We start from the raw sequence: 21290 nt of genomic DNA on the forward strand, positions 1-21290 counted from the left end.
TAATCCCACTATAATTCCGTAATACCCCCCCGTGATCGTTTGTATCCTTTACATGATTGTGTGTATCCTTTAAAAAATGCATTTGCCTTTGAATACCCTTTGGTGGATTGATCATAGTCCATCACCGGAGTATCTATTTATTAATTGCTGAAACATTCAAAAATGAAGCGCATTTTTTGCTTTCTTATTGTAACCGGCCTGGTTACCGGCACCAGGGCCCAGGTTGCTGAAAACTTCAACACAAGGAACGGTGTTGCTATCCCGCAACTGAAAGGATACTTACAAAACCATTGCTGGGCCCTACCCGATTTTGACGTAGCGCACTCCAAGGCTGAGTACGATGGCTGGCTGGTTCCCGCCGCGGCGATAACGGCTGATCAACGCACCGGTATTTATACACCGGTACTGGATGTACCAGATCATATCAATATTTCTTTTAACTGGCAGTTCAACCAAACCTTTGAAAAGGGAACCCGTCGCTGGTTAAAAGTTTATTTAACCGATCCCAATAATATTATTGTATCCCGGTTAGATAGCATTGAATGTGCATCTGCTACTTCCCAAACCACTTACAACAAATCATTTACCGGTCTTATGCCGGGTATATATAAAGTGTACCTGAACTACCAGGGTAAGGGTGGTACTGCACAAATCGCCATTGATCAACTGGTTGTTTCAGCGGCCTTGCATTACCCTGAAGGATGCAACACCTCGCCTATTGCAGAAAATGATAATATCATTGGGCTACCCAATCATACCGCCACTGGTCAGGTTACTGCCAATGACCGGGATGCCGATCACGACCGGTTCAATGCCTACCTGATCAGCAATTCACCCGATGGAAAAGTAGTATTGCGGGGCGATGGCAGCTTTATATTTACCCCGAATGCTGATTTTACCGGTCATTCAACTACGTTCACCTACAAAGTGTGTGACAATGGCTTTGGTCGCATGTGCTCACAGGATGCCACGGTTATATTGAGCTTTCCCGATGAGTCGGTAAGTTTGAACGATTTCGCCGGTCTTTATAACGATGGCGGACAAGTGTTATTGAAATGGGCAACAGGTTATGAATTCAACAGCAGCCGCTTCGACATTGAAAGAAGCATCGATGGCCGCAAATGGACAACTGCAGGTACAGTAAAAGCGCAGGGTACTTCAACGGAGAAAAAAGCATACGCGTTTTATGATGAAGTAGGTAAAAATACCGCCCTGAAAAAAGACCTCTACTATCGATTGAAGCAGGTTAATAACGAAGGGAAAGTGGCTATGAGCAGATTACTGGTAGTGCGCGTATATAATACGCCTACAGTGAAAATGGTGAGCGTTACCCCCAATCCTGCCAAAAATGATATTGCAGTAACCACGCAGCTCAATGAAAGCAGCTATGTTGCTATGAAAATATTAAATGCCGAAGGCGCCATTGTGATGAATAAAACGTCAAAAGCGAATGCAGGCGCCAATAGTTTTATTATGGAAGGAAGCAGCAACCTGCAGCCAGGCGCTTATATGCTCGATGTTACGGTAAACAGCAAAGAGCGCATGATGGTAAAACTGATTAAAGAATAATAGTGAGTTTCACAGGTAAGATACCCCTGCCTCCAAAAGGCGGGGGTTATTTATTTACGCCCAGGTACGATTGCAAATTCTTTACATACTGCTCAAAAGCGGCCACACCTGCCGGCGTTATTTTACAAATGGTTTGCGGGTAATTATCTTTAAATTGTTTAACAACTTCAATATAACCGGCCTCTTTTAGTTTATTGATCTGCACGCTCAAATTGCCGGCCGTTGCATTTGTCTTTTCACGAATAAAAGTAAACTCCGCCTCCTTCACACTAATGAGAAGTGACACTACTGCCAAGCGTAGCTGGGAATGTAATATTGGATCAAGATCTTTAAACTCCATTTCAATCGCTTTCAACCTTATTGATGATACCTTTTACATTAATCAACACTGTACAAGGTTAACGGTTCATATGCTTAAACTTCAACCGCAACAGGTAACCAGGTATGATCCATGCTATGAGCATGGCTGCTGCAACCAGTAATAAATGAAATTCCACCGGTATTACAGTACATAATATCGATAACAACCAACAACCAATGCCGCCCCATACCAATGGTTTGAACCGGAGAATGATGCCTGACAAAAAGGTGGGCATTCCATAAATTACCAGAAACAGGGGATCTATCAATTTGTAATACTCTTTACCCTGAATAGCGCCAATGAGGACAGCCGACAGGAACATGATGATCACAAACGTTATCCATACATACTTAACAATATCATCGGTGTATGTTCGCACCCTTTCTTTACGCCGTTTCCTACGCAGAAAAAAGATCTGGAAAATGACGGCTGCCCAGGTAACCGTCCAAACCAAATAATGTTTTTCGTACTGAATACGTAGTAAAATAAACTCCGCAATACTGCACAGTAATACTACCCATCCCCATAACAGATACAAAAATCCATCTTCATTAAAACGGTTCGTTGCCTTATTGATCATGGATTCAATAAGCGCCAGACTTTCCGTGTGCGAAAAACCGGTATCCTTTTCCATATAACAGGTCACTTTATTAATAGTTCATCAGGCAAATTAATCACTAGCCGATATGTCATAAAAGAAAATTGTCCACGCAGGTTTATAAACCGGTGCGTGGACGACTTTCACTATTTGCATCCTTCCAACACTTTCTCAGCTTGAAGTTTACCCCAACTGGGATCAATGCTGGAGGCAGGTTTGAATGCTTCGAATTTTTTTACTGCCTCTTCGAGCATTGGCTTGGCGCTGTTGCAACCACCGCCAAATTGTTCAGGCGTGTTACGTAAATTCTGTCCCTGCAAATAATAAGGTCTTGGGTTGGTTGGGTCCTGCTTTTTCGCATTCTCCAGCTCTTGTTGTATAACGGCGCCATATTGCTGCCAGCGTTGCTGTGGATTCACCAGCATGCGCAGGGTGGCTATCATTGATTTTATGCAACTGATCTCAGAATTGTTGGGTTTCATACCTTCGGCTTTGGTCAACAATTGCTCGGCTTTTCCGGCCAATGCATCGTTGTTGGGCATATCGTTCTTCATAAATGAATATATCACCTGGGCAAGCGAAGCATAGTAATAGGGAAGCCATTGGTTCTTTTCAGCATCGCCAATACGTTCAAAAGCAGCAGATACTGCCAGCATATCGTCGGCGGTTTTAGCCGAATCAAATTGGGCGATGTTAGTAGTCATTGCTTTGGTAAACTTCTCGCTTTGTGCAAACCCCTGTGTTACTACAGCAAGCGAAAGGAGTGCAAAAAACATTTTCTTCATGATGATTGATTTTATTTTTTATGGTAATGTTAACTGATACTATAAATTACTATTGATCACATCGTCGGTTCTGTCGACCCCAAAACTCAGGAAACAACCGAAGAAGAAAAACCGCCGGGCCGTAGGCAGAATAGGATCTTTCCTTAAGCCATTATAAGAATAGTTATAACCAAACACCTGATCGTTCCCCAATACGTTATTTATTGAAAATACCCACACAACAAATTTTTTCGCTTTTGCATTTCCAATGGCAGGCAGGTAATTAACACTAAAGCTAAGGTTATTATATGCAATGGTTTTACCCTGATCGGCAATTTGAAATTTACCGGCGCTGTTGTTATACCTGATGTTATAATAAGGGCGGCCGGTTGCAAACGTATACGAACCGTTAAACTGGGTCTTTAATTTGGTAACAAATTTTTTAATTACCAGGTTGGCCGTATGGGTTGCGGCAAAATTGGGTTTAATGGCATACGGGTAATTGAGGTAATCTCTCTTGGTATCGAGGTAGGAATAAGAGATCCAGTAATCAACATTTTTTAAAGTTTTTCGATCGCGCCAGAATAGTTCAATTCCCTTGGCATCACCAAAACCGGCATTGCCTATGCTATCAATAACTCCGTTGTTATTGTTTCCGTAGGTTTTTATCAGGTGCTCATATTTTTTATAGAAGCCTTCAATGCGCAACGTGTAATCCCTGCTTACCTTTTGATAGTTGGCAATATAATGGGTTGCTTTGGTGTATAACAGGTCATTGAAAGCGTATCCACGCAGGTAATAATCCTTTTCAGGTTTCTGATAAAAAATTCCATATGCCAGGGAAGCCTGTGCTTTGTTGCCTACTTTATACGCCAATGAAACACGGGGAACCATATTCGTTTTTTCGAGCAACGAACTATGTTCGAACCGCCCGCCTAATTTAGCCGCCAGATCGTTGGTGATATAGATGTCGGCCTCTGCAAAAGCTGCTTTAAAATGATCATCTGTTTTAGAAATGGCATTTGAAACATATAAATTATCAAAAGTATTCTTATCGGTAAAGTACATATACTCGCCCCCAAACCTGATGGCGCTTAACCCATACAAACGTCTTTCCAGTACGGTTTTTATCGTGGCAAGATTGCCGTTGGCCTTAACATCAAAGCTCTTTGTATTGTACGGTTCAACATTCAGCACCACAGGATCGTTAGCCTGGTCCTGCAATTCGTTACCTATCTTATCGGTATTGGTACTGTAAGAAGCCCCCAGGTACAGATGCCATTTTTTGCCCAGCTTTTCTTTCCACGACAAATTCCCGTACACATTGAAGTTCGTTAGCTTAAACGCATTTTTAAGATCTGTCGAATCAATATCAGGCCTGCGCAGGCCCAGGTTGTTGTAATTGAAATAACCATAAAACTTCAGCATGCCGGTTTTGGAAGTTTTGACCCGGAAATTAACCTCGCCATTGTGAAACTCGGGTATTTTGAAATTATCTGGCCGTTGCTTAACGGCGGCAAAGTACGCCGCAAGATTAACATAGCCGTAATTGACTCCCCAACTGGCATTTTTCTTCTTTGATAATTTTTGAAAGCCGGCATTTAGCGCAACTGTAGAAATGCCTACGCTGGCCGAAGATCGATCAGGCAAATCAACCGACTCTAATATAAGTGCAGAAGAAAGCGCTTGGCCATATAAAGCAGAATAGCCACCCGCACTAAATACGGTTCCTTTAAAAATAAAGGGTGAAAAGCGGCCTCGCTGTGCTATATCCGGTACACTGCTGTAAAAGAAATTATTTACCAGGGTACCGTCAATAAATACTTTTGTTTCCTGGGCCGTTCCGCCACGAACAAACAAACCTTCACTCTCCCCTACCTGTTGGGCGCCCGGCAATGTTTTAATGGCTCCGGTAACATCGGCGTTGGCGCTGGCGGTGGAAACAATATCAATACTGTTTAAAACTGTCGTACGCTTTGCATCACTGGCTTCAAAGGAACCGGCCGTTATGGTAACGGCCGTTAATTCATTGGGTTCCTGCTTTAACACCACATCAAGATGCATGGTGGCGCCAGCAAGGGTTATTTTTTGTTCCTGCAGTTTGTAACCAATAGACGTAGCCAATAATGTTTGCTCTCCTTTTTCAGTTGTTCTGAAACGATAAGCGCCCAATGAATCGGATGTGGCGCCATCGTAAGTATCTTTTAAAGTAATACTGGCGCCCTGAATAGGGCGACCTTTACCATCTTTCACTTTTCCCGACACTACAGTTTGTGCTGAACCTGCCAAAAAGGATAAGAGTAATACAAGCAGTGGCAATAGGTGTAGCATTGTTATGTAATTTATACTCAAACGTAAATTAGTTTACAATATAAACCAAATTAAATGTAAAAGTTTTCCCCATTCCTCCCAAATGAAGAAGGAGGGGCCGTAACTCCACATTCATTTGATTATTAAACAATTAACTAATTTTTGAAATAAAGGTAAATTATACACCATTCGTTGCGTATTGATTTTGATTATATTTCATTAGGCAAATAATAATAATATAATCCCCCTGAATCCACTACATATTTACCTGTAAAATATCCGTGTGGGTTTTGCGTTGTACGATTGGCGAAAAAGCGCTAACTATCGCCTTTAATTAATTACATCCGTACCGTAAACTATGAAAAGGATTGAAATTCCTTCATACGCATCTATTCATTTAGATGATCATTGCTGCCTTATTTCCCTGGACAGTAACCAAGCGTTGCTGCCAGGATCACACCACACGTTACCGGAAAAATTGTCTGGTAAAACCAAAACCTCAATACTGTTTAGCTATTTCCTTCCTGTTCAGAAAAGTTTACCCGGATTTAATAACAAGATTGAAAACACTTTTGCCTTTAAGGATCAGTTTTGACTTAAACCCATATGAATAAAACATTCATTAAAACTGATAATAAAACAACTGATACAAATACTATAGATAAATTTTAAAACTGTGGCCAATGCAATTAAACGAGTAACCAGAGAATAAGTACTAAATAAGAATTTTTATAAGGTTATAATTAAAGAAGCAGCGCGCGGCGTGTTTCGTAATTATGATGACTGAATTTTATTAGAAAACTTTTAAGTGTAAATCCGGAACCTATGAACTTAAAATTCTACCCTTTGAGAGCCCTGCTCTTATCCTTATTGCTATTAGGCTTTAAGGCGCGTACGCAGGCCCAAGCGGCATTAGACTTTGTTAAAACTGTAGAGAACTTCACGAACGGTGGAGACGGTACTACAGCCAGTCAGGGTGATGTATTGATATATACGATCACCGTCAGAAATCTTACCACACAAAACTATGTTGCATCCAGACTGTACGATAACGTTCCTGCGGGTGTGTCGTATGTAACTGGTTCTACCACCTTAAACGGCGGAGCAGTGGCCGATGGCAGTGGTGGAAGAATGCCCTATTCAGCGAGTGGCGGTTATATTAATTCGCCTACTTATGGTACGGGTATTCTGGCTCCTAATGCAACGGCAACGATCATCTTCAGAGTGCGCGTAACAGCCAATGGCGGAAGCATTTTCAACAATGCCACCATTGATGCCAGCCAGAACGGTGTTTCCACTATTCAGGCTACCAACACGGTATTTACAAACGTTATTGTAGATGCCGGTTGTAACGTTGTTTATTCGACTACTACTTACTATCCAAACCAAAACACGGGATGTGGCAGCGGTAACTGTGAACTGGATGAATGGAGTTTTTTACGAACTGTAAATACTACCAACGGTACGAGCGGAGCTTTTAATACACCCATGTATAATGGTTATCTCAGCACACAAAGATTCGAGGCGCTTCCAGTGGGTTCTACCACTACCACAGGCCGTTTATTGAATCATTGCGCAGCGCTGGCATATGACAGAGCCCGGCAAAGGATCTATTTCGTTAATAACGTCATAGACCAGGATCTTTGCTATATTGATCTTAGTATTCCTGCACCTTATGCAACCAGACGGTTTACAGGATATAAACTGGAAACCAATACTTCCAATACCGGTTACAGAATTAACCGTATGGGTATGGGTTCTGATGGATATGGGTATGCGCTTACCTCTAATGGTTTGGACCTTATCAGGTTCACCTTTAACGCGTCGGATGTACCGCAAATCAACAGGCTGGGCCCATTGATTAACGCCCCAACCAATGCATCCGGAGGCAGAGATGTTCTCAGTGAAAGCGGGGGTGACCTGTTTGCAGATGGTTCAGGCAAATTATACCTGATCACCAACGCCAGTCACATGTATAAGATCAACCCATCTACCAGGGTAGCTACCTTCATGGGTAGCATCAACTTCTCCGGATCCGGCTCCTTTACCTCGCAGTCATTAGCCATTGATGCGTTGGGTAATGTTTATATCGGTGGGGCTTACCGGGATGTATACAGGCTTGACCTGCAAACAATGAATACTACCCAACTCAATTCCAGCAATACAAACGTATACCATACTGGTGATTTTACCACTTGCGCGTTCCCGGTGCTGGCCAGTTCCATCATCGCCGATAAAACGTTCAGGAATATAAATGGCAGCGGTACGATTGTTGGCGGCGATACGGTTGAATATGTCATTACTGTAACCAACATTGGTAACATTAATGCAGCAGGCGTATATATGTACGATTATATTCCATCATCTACTACTTACCTGGCTGGTACAACCCGATTAAATGGAATACCAGTAGCAGACGTAGGCGGTGTTATGCCATATGCAGTTTCAGGCGGCCGGTTGGTAAACACCCTGGGTGAAGATCCTGGTATCATAAGACCAACCGGGGCAAACGCAGCGGTGGTAACCTTCCAGGTAGTTACCCAACCCAATCAGCAGGTTTGTAACCAGTCAAGGATCTCCCTGCTCGATGCCGATGGTAACGTAATGTTTGTAAACTCAAACGACCCTACGAACGTTGGACAAACACCTACCTGTTTCTATTCTGATGGTGTACTGCCTTTGACCAACCTGAAATTCAGAGGCAGCCTGAAAGATGAGAAGTCGGTTTTACAATGGACTATGAACGGCGATGATAATATTGCCTACTACGATATAGAATTCTCTGAAAACGGTACCTCATTCAGCCATGCCGGCAAGGTAGAAGGCAAGGGACGTACCAATTCAGCCAACAGTTACCAGTTTACCGATCCTGAGCATACATTTGCTTCTGTTCGCTATTATCGTCTGAAGCTTATGCAAAAAGGCGGAAACTTTACATATTCAGGTATCATCAGGCTGAATGCCAATGACCTGGATGTAGAAGCTGTTCCAAATCCATTCGACAAGGATATCAACGTTCAGATAAGATTGAAAACGGCTGAAACCGTTCGCGTACGGTTAGTTGATTTCCTTGGAAGAGAGGTTTACAGCACCACCGAACAATTAAGTATCGGTAGTCATTCGCTCAGCATCCGCATCCCATCAGGCCTTACAAAAGGCATGTATGTGCTGGATGTAAAAGCTGGCAGTGATCAGATCTTCCAGAAAAAACTGTTGAAGAAGTAACATAGTTCCGGAAAGGTAGAATATACAAAGAGTCCGAAAGTGGCTTTCTTATGAAAGCTCTTTCGGACTTCTTCTTTTATATACTTTCAAAACCCAATCAGCTTAATGCATCCACCGCTTTTTATTTCACTTTTATAAACCGCTGCGTAGTTGCTTCTACTCCATTCGATACTTTCACAATATACATTCCGGCGGTAAGGTTACTCACGTTTATCGTTTCGGTTTGACCCGGCCTGGTATTGGTTCTTTGTAGTACGCATTGGCCATTTGCATTGAACACCTGCATATTCACCGGGTTATCCTGCCAGGTGCTCGACAAGGTTATCCGCACATCACTTACAGCGGGGTTTGGATATACGGTGATGCTCCTGGCCGTATTTTCCTCCGAAACACGGATGATGCGCACCGCTGATTGCTTATACCTGCCGTCGATGTCAACTATTTTAAGGCGGTAATAAACAAGGCCGGAAGTAATACTTTTCAAATCATCCTTAAAGTTGTATTCTTTGCGCACATTGCTATTGCCTTCTGTAAACACAATGCCGGCATCTGTAAAGTCTTTGCCATTCAGGCTTTTTTCAACAACAAAGTGGCTTACGTCTTTCTCCATATCTGTATTCCAGTTCAACAATACCTGGTTACTGCTTTTCCTTGCGGTAAAAGAACTCAGCACAACAGGCAATGGACTTTGCACAGGTGCATTGTAGGCAAACGACTTGAACCAGAACGAATACATACGTTCTGCATCAATATCCCGGTCATCACTATGACCGCCGGTGCGAATACGAAACTGGCTTTTATTAGTGTATCTGGCAGTGGTCATTACCCGGGTAGCGCTGGTATCAATATTACCATAATTGGTATCCGGTCCGTCAAACTTTTTACCCGTGAGCGTTAATACGCTTAAAATTGACTCTAACAGATCGCTAACCTGCAGCAATGTACTTTGTTCGGTTGTGTACGACGCCAGGTTATACAACGATACCCATTCGTTAACATCGCGACCATCGCCATCAATATCAATAGCAGTAACATCCATGCTCGAAATAGATACGGGCAAATTATCTGTTTGGGAAACAAAGGAGATCTCAAACTCCATCCACCAGTCTCTTTCCCCCCAGCCTGCGTTTTTGTTCTTATAAGATACCTGGGGTTGAAATGCTTTATCCCACCCGGTACCGGTAAGATCAATGGTTGTTAATTTAACCCCGGCAGATGAGCGTCCACTTATTTTTATATACCCATCTACGTTAGTAGTTACGTTGGGGAATTTGTATACGGCGCCATCCTGGCCGGCTGTGCCCGATACCAATGACGCATCTTTAAATTCCAGGCCTGGCGCCTGTGTAAAGGCTGGCACAGATAGCATACAACTCACTGCTATCATTGCACTAAGCAAAAGTTTCTTTTTTGGTTTGAGATAAAGCTTACTCATCTGATAAAATTTAATTATTTCAGTTAACGTGTCCGGGGAAACACGCATAGAGCCATATGCGACATGTAAACAGCAACAACGTAAACGGATGCTGTTATGTCGTTTAAAACACAGACCAGGTAAACAGTGCAGAAAACAGGCTTTTCGGCTGAGTAGCTACATTCAATATGTACTCAAGAATAATTGATATCGGGCGTAAAGAAAGGAAAATGGAATTTCAGGTATTCACCGACAGGGGATTAAAGAAAGGCATTAAGGCGCAAGGCACAAGGACTTCTACTTTGAACAGTACCCTTTTATTCTTACTTCTTGATTTTTCTTGGCTCTTGGTTCTTGACTCTTTGGGTTTTTAAAAAACCATCCCGTAGAAACGGAACGGCGTTGTTGATCGTACCCTTTAAAATAAACTCTTTATAAGCGATGTTCCGGGAGCAGGATGCTTACGTATATATATCCGTGCTGTTGTTGAGTACTTGTGCCTTAGATAATGATCCTGGCATTACTCCCGGGCCTTTTATATTTTAATAATTGCTTTCAGGGCTTTGATGTTTTAAAAAAATCCATCCCGTAGAAACGGGACGGTGTTGTTGATCGTACCCTTTAAAATAAACTCTTTATATTAACTACGCTGGCCCTTGCCAGTAAGTATCATATTGCTTTTAAATTATATTCTATACAAAAAACTACAGTGGTTAAACTACAGCGCCTGCATAAGGAGCCTCAGATGATTGAATTTCGTTTGAGGTATTCTGATAGGAATAGATGGCTTTTTTTAAAAAACCATCCCGTAGAAACGGGACGGCGTTGTTGATCGTACCCTTTAAAATAAACTCTTTAATCTCTTTTTTGGACGATCCTGATATCTCTCTACACCTTATCTATCAGGGTACTTTAAACATACATATCACTTATTACACTATCTTATTATAATTCGTTGCATCGCAACTATTTATTCTTTCCTTCCCGCTCATTAACATTCTTTCATCAACTATTTCAATATATGCTTGATTTACAAGAGCTTTCAAATAGTCACTCTTTACTATAACTACACCTTCCCCGGTATTATAATACGTAACTGGTTTACCGGATGGTTGGGTATGCTATTACTATGAGTGGTATTAGTATTTACATGGCCGTTATAGGCTGTTATTTCGATCCTTTGTGATACCGGTTGTTGAGAGATGGTACCGGCATTAACGCTAATAGAGGACAAACATGCAGAAATTGTAAGGGCCAGCGCAACAATCAGTTGATTAATAACTGAATTAACTCCAATAAATATATGTTTCAAAAGGTACATGTTTGTACAGATTCGTTTTGTTAGGGACCGGAATAAAGTAATTCAAAGGAAAATTGGGAAAATTAACAAGTAGTTTTCACGGAACATTGGGAGATAAAATAATCGGAAGTAACTGGTGTGGTTCTGACAGGAGATTGGGTAGGATTTTGATCAGCAGTTCTGATCGATGCACAAATATCTAAACTGGTTTTTGATTATGCAATAGTAATATTACTTTTTTACGATTTTTTTTACGGTGGTAATTTTGACACTTCTTTCCTGTTTTGCCCGGTTGCACAGTCGTGAAAAAGCTAGTAGCTAGTGGTAAATGGCTAGTAGGGTTTATTTTCGTGACTCGCTATTTTTCGCAGCAATATGTTTTTTCCCCCTACTCACTACTCGCTACTTACTACTCGCCATTAATAAAAAAGCCATCCGCTATGCGGATGGCCCTTATATCGTATAACAATATATGTTATGCTTTGTACTGAGGTATCAGGGTGCTTACCAGATTAACCATTTTCTTAATACCATCTTCAGGTAAGTTTCCTTTCTTGAATTCACCCAATATATCAGCATGTTTGTTTTCCATTTCCATCAGGAAGTGTTCTTCAAACTCTTTCATTCTTTTAACCGGTACTTCACGCAACAAACCTTGTGTACCCAGGTAAATGATCGCTACCTGCTTTTCAACTGAGAAAGGAGTGTATTGTGTTTGTTTCAGGATCTCCACGTTACGGGCGCCTTTATCCAATACCAGTTTAGTAGCAGCATCCAGATCACCACCGAATTTAGAGAAAGCCTCCATTTCACGGTACAGGGCCTGGTCGAGCTTCAGCGTACCAGCTACCTTTTTCATTGATTTGATCTGGGCGTTACCACCCACGCGGCTTACAGAGATACCTACGTTAATGGCCGGACGGATACCTGCGTTGAACAGGTTCGATTCCAGGAAGATCTGACCATCGGTGATGGAGATCACGTTTGTAGGAATGTAAGCAGATACGTCACCGGCTTGTGTTTCGATGATTGGTAAAGCAGTGAGCGAGCCGCCACCTTTTACCAGGTGTTTTATAGAATCGGGCAAATCGTTCATGTTCTTTGCCACGGTATCATCGCTGATCACCTTTGCAGCACGCTCCAACAAACGGCTGTGCAGGTAGAATACGTCACCAGGATAAGCCTCACGACCAGGAGGACGACGCAGCAACAGTGATACCTCACGGTAAGCTACGGCCTGTTTAGAAAGATCATCATAGATGATCAAAGCAGGACGTCCGGTATCGCGGAAGAACTCCCCGATAGCAGCACCCGCAAATGGCGCATAGAACTGTAACGGAGCCGGATCAGAAGCAGATGCAGCTACGATAGTAGTAAAGGCCATAGCGCCATTGTCTTCCAGGGTCTTCATCACACCGGCGATGGTAGATGCTTTTTGACCAATGGCAACATATATACAATAAACCGGTTTACCGGCCTGATAAAACTCCTTTTGATTGATGATGGTATCGATCGCAATGGCGGTTTTACCGGTTTGACGGTCGCCAATGATCAGCTCACGTTGACCGCGGCCGATGGGGATCATGGCGTCAATCGCCTTCAAACCTGTTTGCAGCGGCTCTTTTACCGGCTCACGGAAAATTACCCCAGGCGCTTTACGCTCCAGTGGCATTTCAAATTTGTCGCCGGCAATAGGACCTTTACCGTCAATTGGTTCACCCAATGTATTTACCACGCGGCCCAGCATGCCTTCGCCTACGTTAATAGACGCGATCTTGCCAGTGCGGCGTACTTTAGCGCCTTCTTTAATATCACCGCTTTCACCCATCAATACCACACCCACGTTATCTTCTTCCAGGTTCAGGGCAATAGCACGTACTCCATTCTCAAACTCAACCAGTTCACCGGAACGTACATTATTTAAACCATATACGCGGGCGATACCGTCACCCACTTGCAATACAGTACCCACTTCCTCCAGGTCGGCAGCTGCGTTAAAGTTGCTCAATTGCTGACGCAATATCGCAGATATCTCATCGGGTTTTATCTCTACCATATATAACCTTTTATAGTTTTTTGTGTGTGTTAACTATCTTATTTTATAAATAAAGTCGTTATTCATGAACTGCGTTTTGATCTTATTCAGATCGTACGCAATACTGGCGTCAACCAGTTGATCGCCTATTTCCAATACAAACCCGCCAATGATCTCTTCATTTACCAACGCTTTCAGGTCGATGTTATCCATGCTCGTTTGCTGTTGCAGTTGGCTAACGATCTGCTTTTTCACTTCTTCAGTTACAGGTACCGCCGTGGTGAGCTTAACAGTATGAATTCCTTTTTGCTGTTTGTATTGATCTATAAAGGATGTAATAATTTCAGGCAGGTTCGATTCACGGCCTTTGGTAATCATTAACCGGTTAAAAGAATCAGTGAGTTCACTTATTTTACCATTGGTTACCGCCAGTACAATCGCTATTTTTTTATCAGCCTTTACAACCGGACTACGCATCAAGGTTAAAAAATCGCGACTTTCTTTGCAAAGCGCCTGTAAAAACAGCATATCCTTATACACTGTTTCTACCTGGTTCCTTTCATTGGCCAGGCCAATCAAACTTTTTGCATAACGCGCCGCTAAACGAGGATTGGGCATTTTATTAATTTGAAAATTGATGAATTTGAAAATTTGAAAATCAGATCACACCTATAATATGCCAACCATTTTCTCCCGATAAAATCGGGATCAAATTTTCAAATTAATTGAGCTTCACTTCTTCCGCCAGTTGCTTGATATATTTCTCCTGTTGCGATTTGTCGCTTAATTCACGACGCAACACTTTTTCTGCTACTTCAATTACCAATGAACCTACCTGATTTTTAACATCAGTGATGGCAGCCATTTTTTGTTGTTGAATAGCCGCGTTGGCATCAGCAATGATCTTACCGGCTTCAATTTTTGCCTGCTCTTTTGCCTCGCTGATGATCTTGTCTTTAGTATCGCGGGCTTCTTTCAGCAATTGCGCTCTTTCTTCACGGGCTTTGGCCAGCAAGGCTTCGTTCTCACTTTTCAGTTGTGCCATTTCAGCTTTTACCCTTTCGGCAGTTGCCAATGAATCGGCAATACCGGTTTCACGCTCTTTCAGCGATTTCAAAATAGGCTTCCAGGCAAATTTTCTCAAAATGATCAGGAGGATCAAAAAAGCGACAAAGTTCCACACCAATAAGCCTAAATCCGGGGTAAGTAATTCCATTTTAAATTAATATTTATGGTATTGTATTGCTTTTCTTAGAAAAATACTGCATTCGCCGCCCTTTGCATTGAATGCAGTACTGTTTTAACGTGCAAACCTACTTGCTGAATACAGCCAGCAGACCAGCAACCGCAGCCAGAAGGGCAACACCTTCTACGAGGGCCGCAGCCAGGATCATGGTAGCACGAATGTCGTTGGTTGCTTCTGGTTGACGGGCAATTGATTCAACTGCACCTTTACCGATTTGACCGATACCGATACCGGCACCAATCGCAGCAAGGCTAGCGCCAATTGCACCATATCCAGGCTGAACTTCCAACAGAATAGTCATCAAATTCATGATACTTGTGTTTATTATTAAAAAAGCCTTTAGTCTAAATTACTGCCGGTTCATCATGTCCATGCGCATCATGATGATCATGCCCACCCTCAAAAGCCTGACCGATAAATACGGCTGTTAAATTGGCGAAAATGTATGCTTGTAAAAAGGCAACCAGGATCTCAATCACATATATAAATACAGACAGCAGAATAAAGAACGGTGAAGTTCCAAATCCCAGTGCCGTATTCATAGCGCCGAAAATAAAGATCAAACAAATGAACGCTAATATAATAACGTGACCAGAGATCATGTTGGCGAAAAGACGAATGATCAAAGCGAAAGGCTTGGTGAAAATGCCCAGCAATTCCACAGGCACCAGAATGGGCTTTACACCCATGGGAACCGGCGGGTTAAAAATATGACCCCAGAAATGTTTGTTGGTGCTGAACAGGATCACCACAAAAGAGATAAGCCCCAGCATGGCGGTAAATGAAATATTACCGGTTACGTTGGCTGTTCCAGGTATAAGACCAATGAGGTTATTAATAAGAATAAAGAAGAATACAGTCAGCAGCAAAGGCATGTACTTTTCGTACTTATGGCCCAGGTTGGCTTTACCTACATCATCTCTTACAAAAGTTATGATGGGTTCAATGGCATTTTGAAAGCCTTTGGGCGCAGTGGTTTGACCAACACCTTTCTTATATTTCTTTGCAATGCTGGTCATTACTATTATCAGTAAGAAAACTGATATCAGCATTTGCGTGGCATTGCGTGTTAATGAGAAGTCGTACACTTTGGCATCCGGCACTGGCATACCACTTTGGTCTACCGCGTAGATCTTGCCAGCTTTATAAACAGGTTTACCTTTCGCATCCTTAACTTCTTCCAGGTTATGCTCCTTCATGAAGTCTTCTGTCATCAGGCGGTATCCTTCATGCGCTTCATGGCCGTGATGAAAGGCAGAAGACATGAATACACTCAGTCCTTTTTCAGGAGAATACAAAATAACCGGTAATGGAATGGAAACAGGATGATTGCCAATGGTAACAAAATGGTAATCATGACCATCAGAAACGTGTTCAATAATGAGCTTGGCAGGATTTATCGCCTCTTTGCCACCATGAGTTTCCCCGGCGTGATGTTCCCCTTCGGGTTGAGCAACCAGTGCAAAAGGAGCAAACAATAAACTCAGGCTGAAAACCGCTACCAATAAGGATTTGACGCTTCTGACCAGCATACCTGTTTTTAAATTTTGCGCAAAGATAAGCAGGCAAAGGTCAAAAACATACTTGAAGTCAAAGTATTTATTAGTTATGCACAAACCAACAGAACAGCCTATGTGACGGAGGGGTTGGAATTTTTACATTAAAAATTCTTACATATATAATACGCTTCTGGCTACCTCCCGCTGATTTTCAAATTCTGCACTCATTAGTCCAGGTCAAAGGACCCTGTAGTCAACTTCAATGCTATCTTGCATCCTAGGGTCATCCTTAGGTTATCCCTGGGTTATCCTTGGGTTTATACCCTAAGATGACCTTAAGATAACCCTATTTTAACCCTAGGATACAAAGTAGCATTAAGGTACCATTGAGGAACCAGCGTGGTAAAACCAGGACCCAAAAAGGCATTAATAAATTATTGAATATGTATAAAGTGGGATAAAAAAGCACATTTTTGTATGGAATTAAGCAGGAATATGCTTTTCGAACTGCATCTGGTGCAATTTATAATAAAACCCCTGGTGAGCTATCAGTTCGTCGTGGGTGCCCATTTCTTTTATCTCCCCCTTATCCAGCACAATGATCTTGCTGGCTTTGCGAATGGTCGATAGCCGGTGGGCAATGACTATGGATGTGCGGCCGGCGATCAATTTATCGATGGCCTTTTGAATCAGCAGCTCACTTTCTGTATCTACAGATGAAGTGGCTTCGTCAAGGATCAATATGGAAGGATTGTATAATAAGGCTCTGATAAAAGATAATAACTGGCGTTGCCCCAGTGACAGGCTGCCGCCTCTTTCCATTACATTGTAATCGTAACCGCCCGGCAGTTGCATGATAAAATCATGCATATCGATCATTTTGGCAGCCGCAACAACCTGTTCTTTCGAAATGGCCGGGTTGCGCAGCGTAATGTTATCCAGCACCGATCCCGAAAACAGGAAAACGTCCTGCAATACCACACCGATGCTCTTACGCAAAGCATCCAGCTTATACTCTTCTATTTTAACATCATCTATTTTAATAGTGCCGTGCTGTATGTGATACAACCGGTTCAGCAGGCTGATGATAGATGTTTTTCCACTACCCGTGTGCCCTACGATAGCAACAGTATCACCTGGCTGTACTTCAAAGGAAAGATTTTTGAGCACATAACGGTCGTCAACATAGGCAAAAGATACATTGTCAAATGCTATCCTGCCTTTTACCATTTGCGGCGCATGGCTTCCTTCGGTTTTTATCACATCTTCGTTATCAAGTACTTTAAACACCCGTTCACTGGCCACCATTCCCATTTGCAGCACATTGAACTTATCGGCTATCACCCGCAACGGGCGGAACAGCAAGTTCAAACACAGGAAAAAGGAGAACATTTTTCCAATCAACACCCTGCCCTCTTCTTCCGGTAACTTCAAAGCGTGTGTGGCAGCCCACCATACCATTAAACCGGTACCAACCGCCAGCACAATTTCCACCACCGGAAAAAATACCGAATAGGCAAAGATGGCGTTGATGTTGGCGTTGCGATGTTCTTTATTGATAGATTTAAACTTGCTGAACTCTTTATTTTCTGCGGCAAATGCCTGCACAATGGCCATTCCGGTAATATGTTCCTGCACAAACGCATTGAGGTGGGCAACGGCATTCCGCACCCGAATAAAAGACTTGTTTACACTTTCCTTAAAGAAATACGTAGCAGCAATTAATATGGGGAACGAGGCCAGACTGATCAGGGTAAGCCGCCAGTCCACAGCAAACATAAACACCAGCACGGCAATGATCGATAACAGGTCGGCAATAATGGGAATTAACCCATCAGAAAAAATATCATTGATGGCTTCAATATCGTTGATGGTGCGCGTAGTTAAAGTTCCAATGGGTGTTGTATCAAATTGCGAAAGGTTCAACCCCAATATTTTCCGGTATACGTTTACCCGCAGGTCTTTCACCACTGTTTGACCCAACCAGGCTGTTAAATAAGAGAAGTAAAATCGAAAAGCAGTTTCCAGCAATAACATCCCTATCTGTATTACCGTGATCAGGATGATCATTTGTTCTACCTTCATTTTTACTGCCTGCGTGCCGGTGACGCCTTCATGTACATGCTCATTAATTGTGATCTGGATAAGCCAGGGACGTATGGGAGAAACAATAGCCAGCAGGATAGCCATTACTACCGAAAGAATGAATTTCGTTTTATAGGGCTTTGCATACTGAAATACCCGCTTCAGTAAACTTAAATCGAATATGATCTTCCCCGTGCTTTTTCCTGCCATAACGAGTTTGCAAAAATACGAATATTAGTTTATGGTTTGTGGTTTGTAGTTTGTTGTTATCCTTAATTCACGCCTTCCATAAGAGATTTAACAGCTCGTTAATGTAAAGGTTTGTTGTTTCCGGTTTGTAGTTTGTTGTTCTTTAATTCGTGAACGCTAAGTAAAGGCAACAGCTTGCCGGGCAACGGCAACCACAAACAACAAACTATAAACTACAAACTATTCTCCCATTGCTTTGCGGTATGCTTTAATGAAAATAGCGCCGAGGTTTTTGTATGGTGGAATATAATCGTCGAATTTTTCTTTGGCATTGCCGGTAGCGAATTTTTTCATCCTCAACTCACGCCACATACTTATCCAGTCAATATTTTTACCCGCCAATAATTTTTCGTTGATGGCCTCCAAAATAGGATCATTAACGTTCATGGTGCCTACCTGTTTTGAAGAAATGATATGCGCATCTGGGCATGCCGTTAATACTTCATTGAGGTTGTTATAGCCACCGCAGGAGCCCAGCACCACAATACGGGCGCTCGACGGTAATTTACGTAATGTAGTTTGCAGGTGATAGCTGTGCCCGCGATGTACCACCATGGTGGGTGTTAAACTACGTGACTGCAGGTATTCGATCAGTTTATTCTGTGCTTTATCATCAGGGTCGTCTTCTCCATATAAAGGCTTGTTGGCAAATATCATTACCGGTTTGCCTTTGGTAGAAGTGATGGTCGTCCACTCAGCTTTTCTTTCATCTACACGCCATCCCGGCCGGCCGCGGAACTTAGCCATAAAATTGATATATGAGTTTTGACCGTCCTTATCATCATCGCCATAAAAGAAAACCTGTTGAACAACCCGGCCGCTGTCATCCGTTAAATTATTATAGTCTCTTCCATAAATAGAAGGAATGCCCAGCAATGCAGACAGATCAACTTTTTTTGTAGTATCGGCCGATTCAAACAAAATGCGCAGCAGATTATAAATAACCATACCTCTTTTATTATTCTCCTGCACATTTTTGGTATAGCTCACATTCACTTCGTTTAAAATAAATGCAGCCAGTTCCTTGTTCTTGTCCATAATGCTGCTGTACGAATCGGCCACGTCTACCGCATCTTCAAGGTCATTGGTCTTACGTGGTTTCTCCAGTCCGATCACAAATGCCTTCATCATGGTTTCAGCATTCTGCTTATCCATTTTGCCCAGAAAATCGTTCAGCTCATTATAGCCGGCGGCCATTTTAATGAACTTTCTGAAATAATCGCCATTTACGCTCATTACCAAACTGTCGCCACGCGGGTTGGCCATGCGTTGCCATATACGTGGGTATACCCCGCTCACATAACTGGACGTATAAATTTCATCTTCACCCAACACGGCCAGGTAATACAATTCCTGTGCGGTTAATCCTTCGAGCCGGCGAAAACGAACGTTGGGATTTGATACCCCGTGAAGCGCATTTATTTCGCGAATGAAAAATTCCCTGGCTTTACGTCCCATCATATCGGTGAGGGCCTGCATCTGGTTGGCAGTATCGTTGTAAGGCGGTAACTGGCGCCGTACATATTCAATCCTGGTTTTAACCATGAGTCGAAAATAACTCAGGTCGTTATCCTTAACGCTGTCGATCCCCTGCAAGGTGATCTTACCGCGCAGCAGGTTATCCAGAAACGGAAAATATAGCTGTCCGCTTTTACTGGTGGCAATACGTGCCAGCAATTGAACGGTTGAATCGCTGTGATGGCGAATGCGGTCGCCCAGTGCACCGCGGGCCTGAGCATAATCGTAAACCCGCTCAACATCGATCTTCACGGCCTCTTTTATGAGGCTGTCGGCAAAATAAGCATTGGGATTTTTAGCCAGTTCAGGCATTATCTGATCGGGGTGCATGGTAAGGTATTTGCGCATCAGGATGGTGCGCGCACTTGCCATGCCCGGGTTATCTTCTGAATATTTGAGGCAATCCATCAAAATTTTGCCTACACCGTAATCATTGGCTTCAATGACGGGCGCAAAACTTTTACCTTGTTTATCCAGCACCATACATTTACCAAATGCTTTAACAAGGGCTGGAGCCAGAGAAGCAGGGTAATCACGGCGGTTGAGATTCGACAGATAGGTTTGTAACAGGAAATCGACACTGCGGAGGTATTTGATCTTTCCCTGGCCGCTTAAGGTAGAATCCAATTCGATCTGGTTCTGCAGTTCATCAACACCGCGAATGAGGGCATCCATTATGTGCAGGCTAATGGTGGTATCGGCAGAAACTTTACCCTGATTATTTATTTGTATGACCCTTTTTTGCTGCTTATCGATATTTCCATGCCATAACTCCCGCTCTCTTGCCACTTTTATGGTGTATGAAGTTTGCGCAAGACCCGATTGCCAAACCAATAAACAGATTACAATAAATTGTATATGTATCCTCATATGCTGCACATCTGTATGGAGTAGAGCAAAAATATGACCAAAGGGTTGTACAGGGCTGTTCGATTTTCCGACAGCAACGATCCGGGGTGTTTATAGGACATTTTGTCCTGGTTTTGGTACTTCTGAAACACCGGTCGATATTTTATCCCTATCCGCTCCCCTCTGGCCCAGTAAGCACTTGCCCTTATTAAATAAACAATAATTTTCAGGCGTAAGGTAGTAAAAGAAAGTCAAAAAGTCGGAGACC

General features: G+C 42.7%; 15 protein-coding genes. 2 read left to right on the forward strand and 13 right to left on the reverse strand.

Annotation, left to right across the window (positions count from 1 at the left end; all coding sequences use genetic code 11):
- Nucleotides 1–162: 162 nt before the first annotated feature.
- Nucleotides 163–1569 (forward strand): Ig-like domain-containing protein, encoded by a 1407-nt coding sequence (locus tag FAM09_RS04615; protein WP_136575886.1) that lies wholly within the window; start codon nt 163–165, stop codon nt 1567–1569.
- 46 nt (nt 1570–1615) lie between these two features.
- On the opposite strand, the gene FAM09_RS04620 is transcribed toward FAM09_RS04615, so the two are convergent.
- From FAM09_RS04620 to FAM09_RS04635, 4 genes are all read right to left on the reverse strand, one after another.
- Entirely contained in the window at nt 1616–1909 is a 294-nt protein-coding gene (locus FAM09_RS04620; protein ID WP_136575887.1) for a winged helix-turn-helix domain-containing protein, read from the reverse strand.
- A 58-nt stretch (nt 1910–1967) separates the two neighbouring features.
- Complete coding sequence (locus FAM09_RS04625; protein ID WP_136575888.1) at nt 1968–2564, reverse strand: hypothetical protein; 597 nt, start codon at nt 2562–2564, stop codon at nt 1968–1970.
- Nucleotides 2565–2674: 110 nt separating this feature from the next.
- Nucleotides 2675–3313 carry a hypothetical protein gene (locus FAM09_RS04630; protein ID WP_136575889.1) on the reverse strand — a complete coding sequence of 213 codons (639 nt, stop codon included), beginning with the start codon at nt 3311–3313 and terminating at the stop codon, nt 2675–2677.
- A gap of 39 nt (nt 3314–3352) precedes the next feature.
- Nucleotides 3353–5623 (reverse strand): TonB-dependent receptor, encoded by a 2271-nt coding sequence (locus tag FAM09_RS04635; RefSeq protein WP_136575890.1) that lies wholly within the window; start codon nt 5621–5623, stop codon nt 3353–3355.
- A gap of 804 nt (nt 5624–6427) precedes the next feature.
- Here FAM09_RS04635 and FAM09_RS04645 point away from each other — a divergent pair.
- Nucleotides 6428–8827 carry a T9SS type A sorting domain-containing protein gene (locus FAM09_RS04645; RefSeq protein WP_136575892.1) on the forward strand — a complete coding sequence of 800 codons (2400 nt, stop codon included), beginning with the start codon at nt 6428–6430 and terminating at the stop codon, nt 8825–8827.
- Nucleotides 8828–8948: 121 nt separating this feature from the next.
- Here the strand turns inward: FAM09_RS04645 and FAM09_RS04650 are convergent, their stop codons facing one another.
- The 9 genes from FAM09_RS04650 to FAM09_RS04690 all read right to left on the reverse strand — a co-directional run bounded on the left by FAM09_RS04650 (nt 8949) and on the right by FAM09_RS04690 (nt 21043).
- Entirely contained in the window at nt 8949–10262 is a 1314-nt protein-coding gene (locus FAM09_RS04650) for a T9SS type A sorting domain-containing protein (RefSeq protein WP_166437026.1), read from the reverse strand.
- Nucleotides 10263–11307: 1045 nt separating this feature from the next.
- A complete protein-coding gene (locus FAM09_RS04655) occupies nt 11308–11553 on the reverse strand; it encodes a hypothetical protein (protein WP_136575894.1) in 246 nt (81 codons plus the stop codon).
- 463 nt (nt 11554–12016) lie between these two features.
- On the reverse strand, nt 12017–13597 hold the full coding sequence (gene atpA / locus FAM09_RS04660; protein WP_136575895.1) for a F0F1 ATP synthase subunit alpha: 1581 nt from the start codon (nt 13595–13597) through the stop codon (nt 12017–12019).
- 33 nt (nt 13598–13630) lie between these two features.
- Nucleotides 13631–14194: an ATP synthase F1 subunit delta gene (gene atpH / locus FAM09_RS04665; RefSeq protein ID WP_136575896.1), complete on the reverse strand. Its 564-nt coding sequence runs from the start codon at nt 14192–14194 to the stop codon at nt 13631–13633.
- A gap of 103 nt (nt 14195–14297) precedes the next feature.
- Nucleotides 14298–14792: a F0F1 ATP synthase subunit B gene (gene atpF, locus FAM09_RS04670; RefSeq protein ID WP_136575897.1), complete on the reverse strand. Its 495-nt coding sequence runs from the start codon at nt 14790–14792 to the stop codon at nt 14298–14300.
- A 97-nt stretch (nt 14793–14889) separates the two neighbouring features.
- The gene (gene atpE / locus FAM09_RS04675) at nt 14890–15132 is read right to left on the reverse strand and encodes an ATP synthase F0 subunit C (RefSeq protein WP_136575898.1); all 243 of its coding nucleotides are present in this window, start codon (nt 15130–15132) and stop codon (nt 14890–14892) included.
- A 34-nt stretch (nt 15133–15166) separates the two neighbouring features.
- Nucleotides 15167–16354, reverse strand: coding sequence for a F0F1 ATP synthase subunit A (gene atpB / locus FAM09_RS04680; protein ID WP_136575899.1), 1188 nt, complete (start codon nt 16352–16354; stop codon nt 15167–15169).
- Between the two features lie 450 nt (nt 16355–16804).
- Nucleotides 16805–18616 carry an ABC transporter ATP-binding protein gene (locus FAM09_RS04685; protein ID WP_136575900.1) on the reverse strand — a complete coding sequence of 604 codons (1812 nt, stop codon included), beginning with the start codon at nt 18614–18616 and terminating at the stop codon, nt 16805–16807.
- 219 nt (nt 18617–18835) lie between these two features.
- Nucleotides 18836–21043 (reverse strand): hypothetical protein, encoded by a 2208-nt coding sequence (locus FAM09_RS04690; protein WP_136575901.1) that lies wholly within the window; start codon nt 21041–21043, stop codon nt 18836–18838.
- Nucleotides 21044–21290 lie beyond the last annotated feature (247 nt).

The sequence above is a fragment of the Niastella caeni genome, from assembly GCF_004834005.1.
In the GTDB taxonomy this organism is placed as follows: Bacteria; Bacteroidota; Bacteroidia; order Chitinophagales; family Chitinophagaceae; genus Niastella; species Niastella caeni.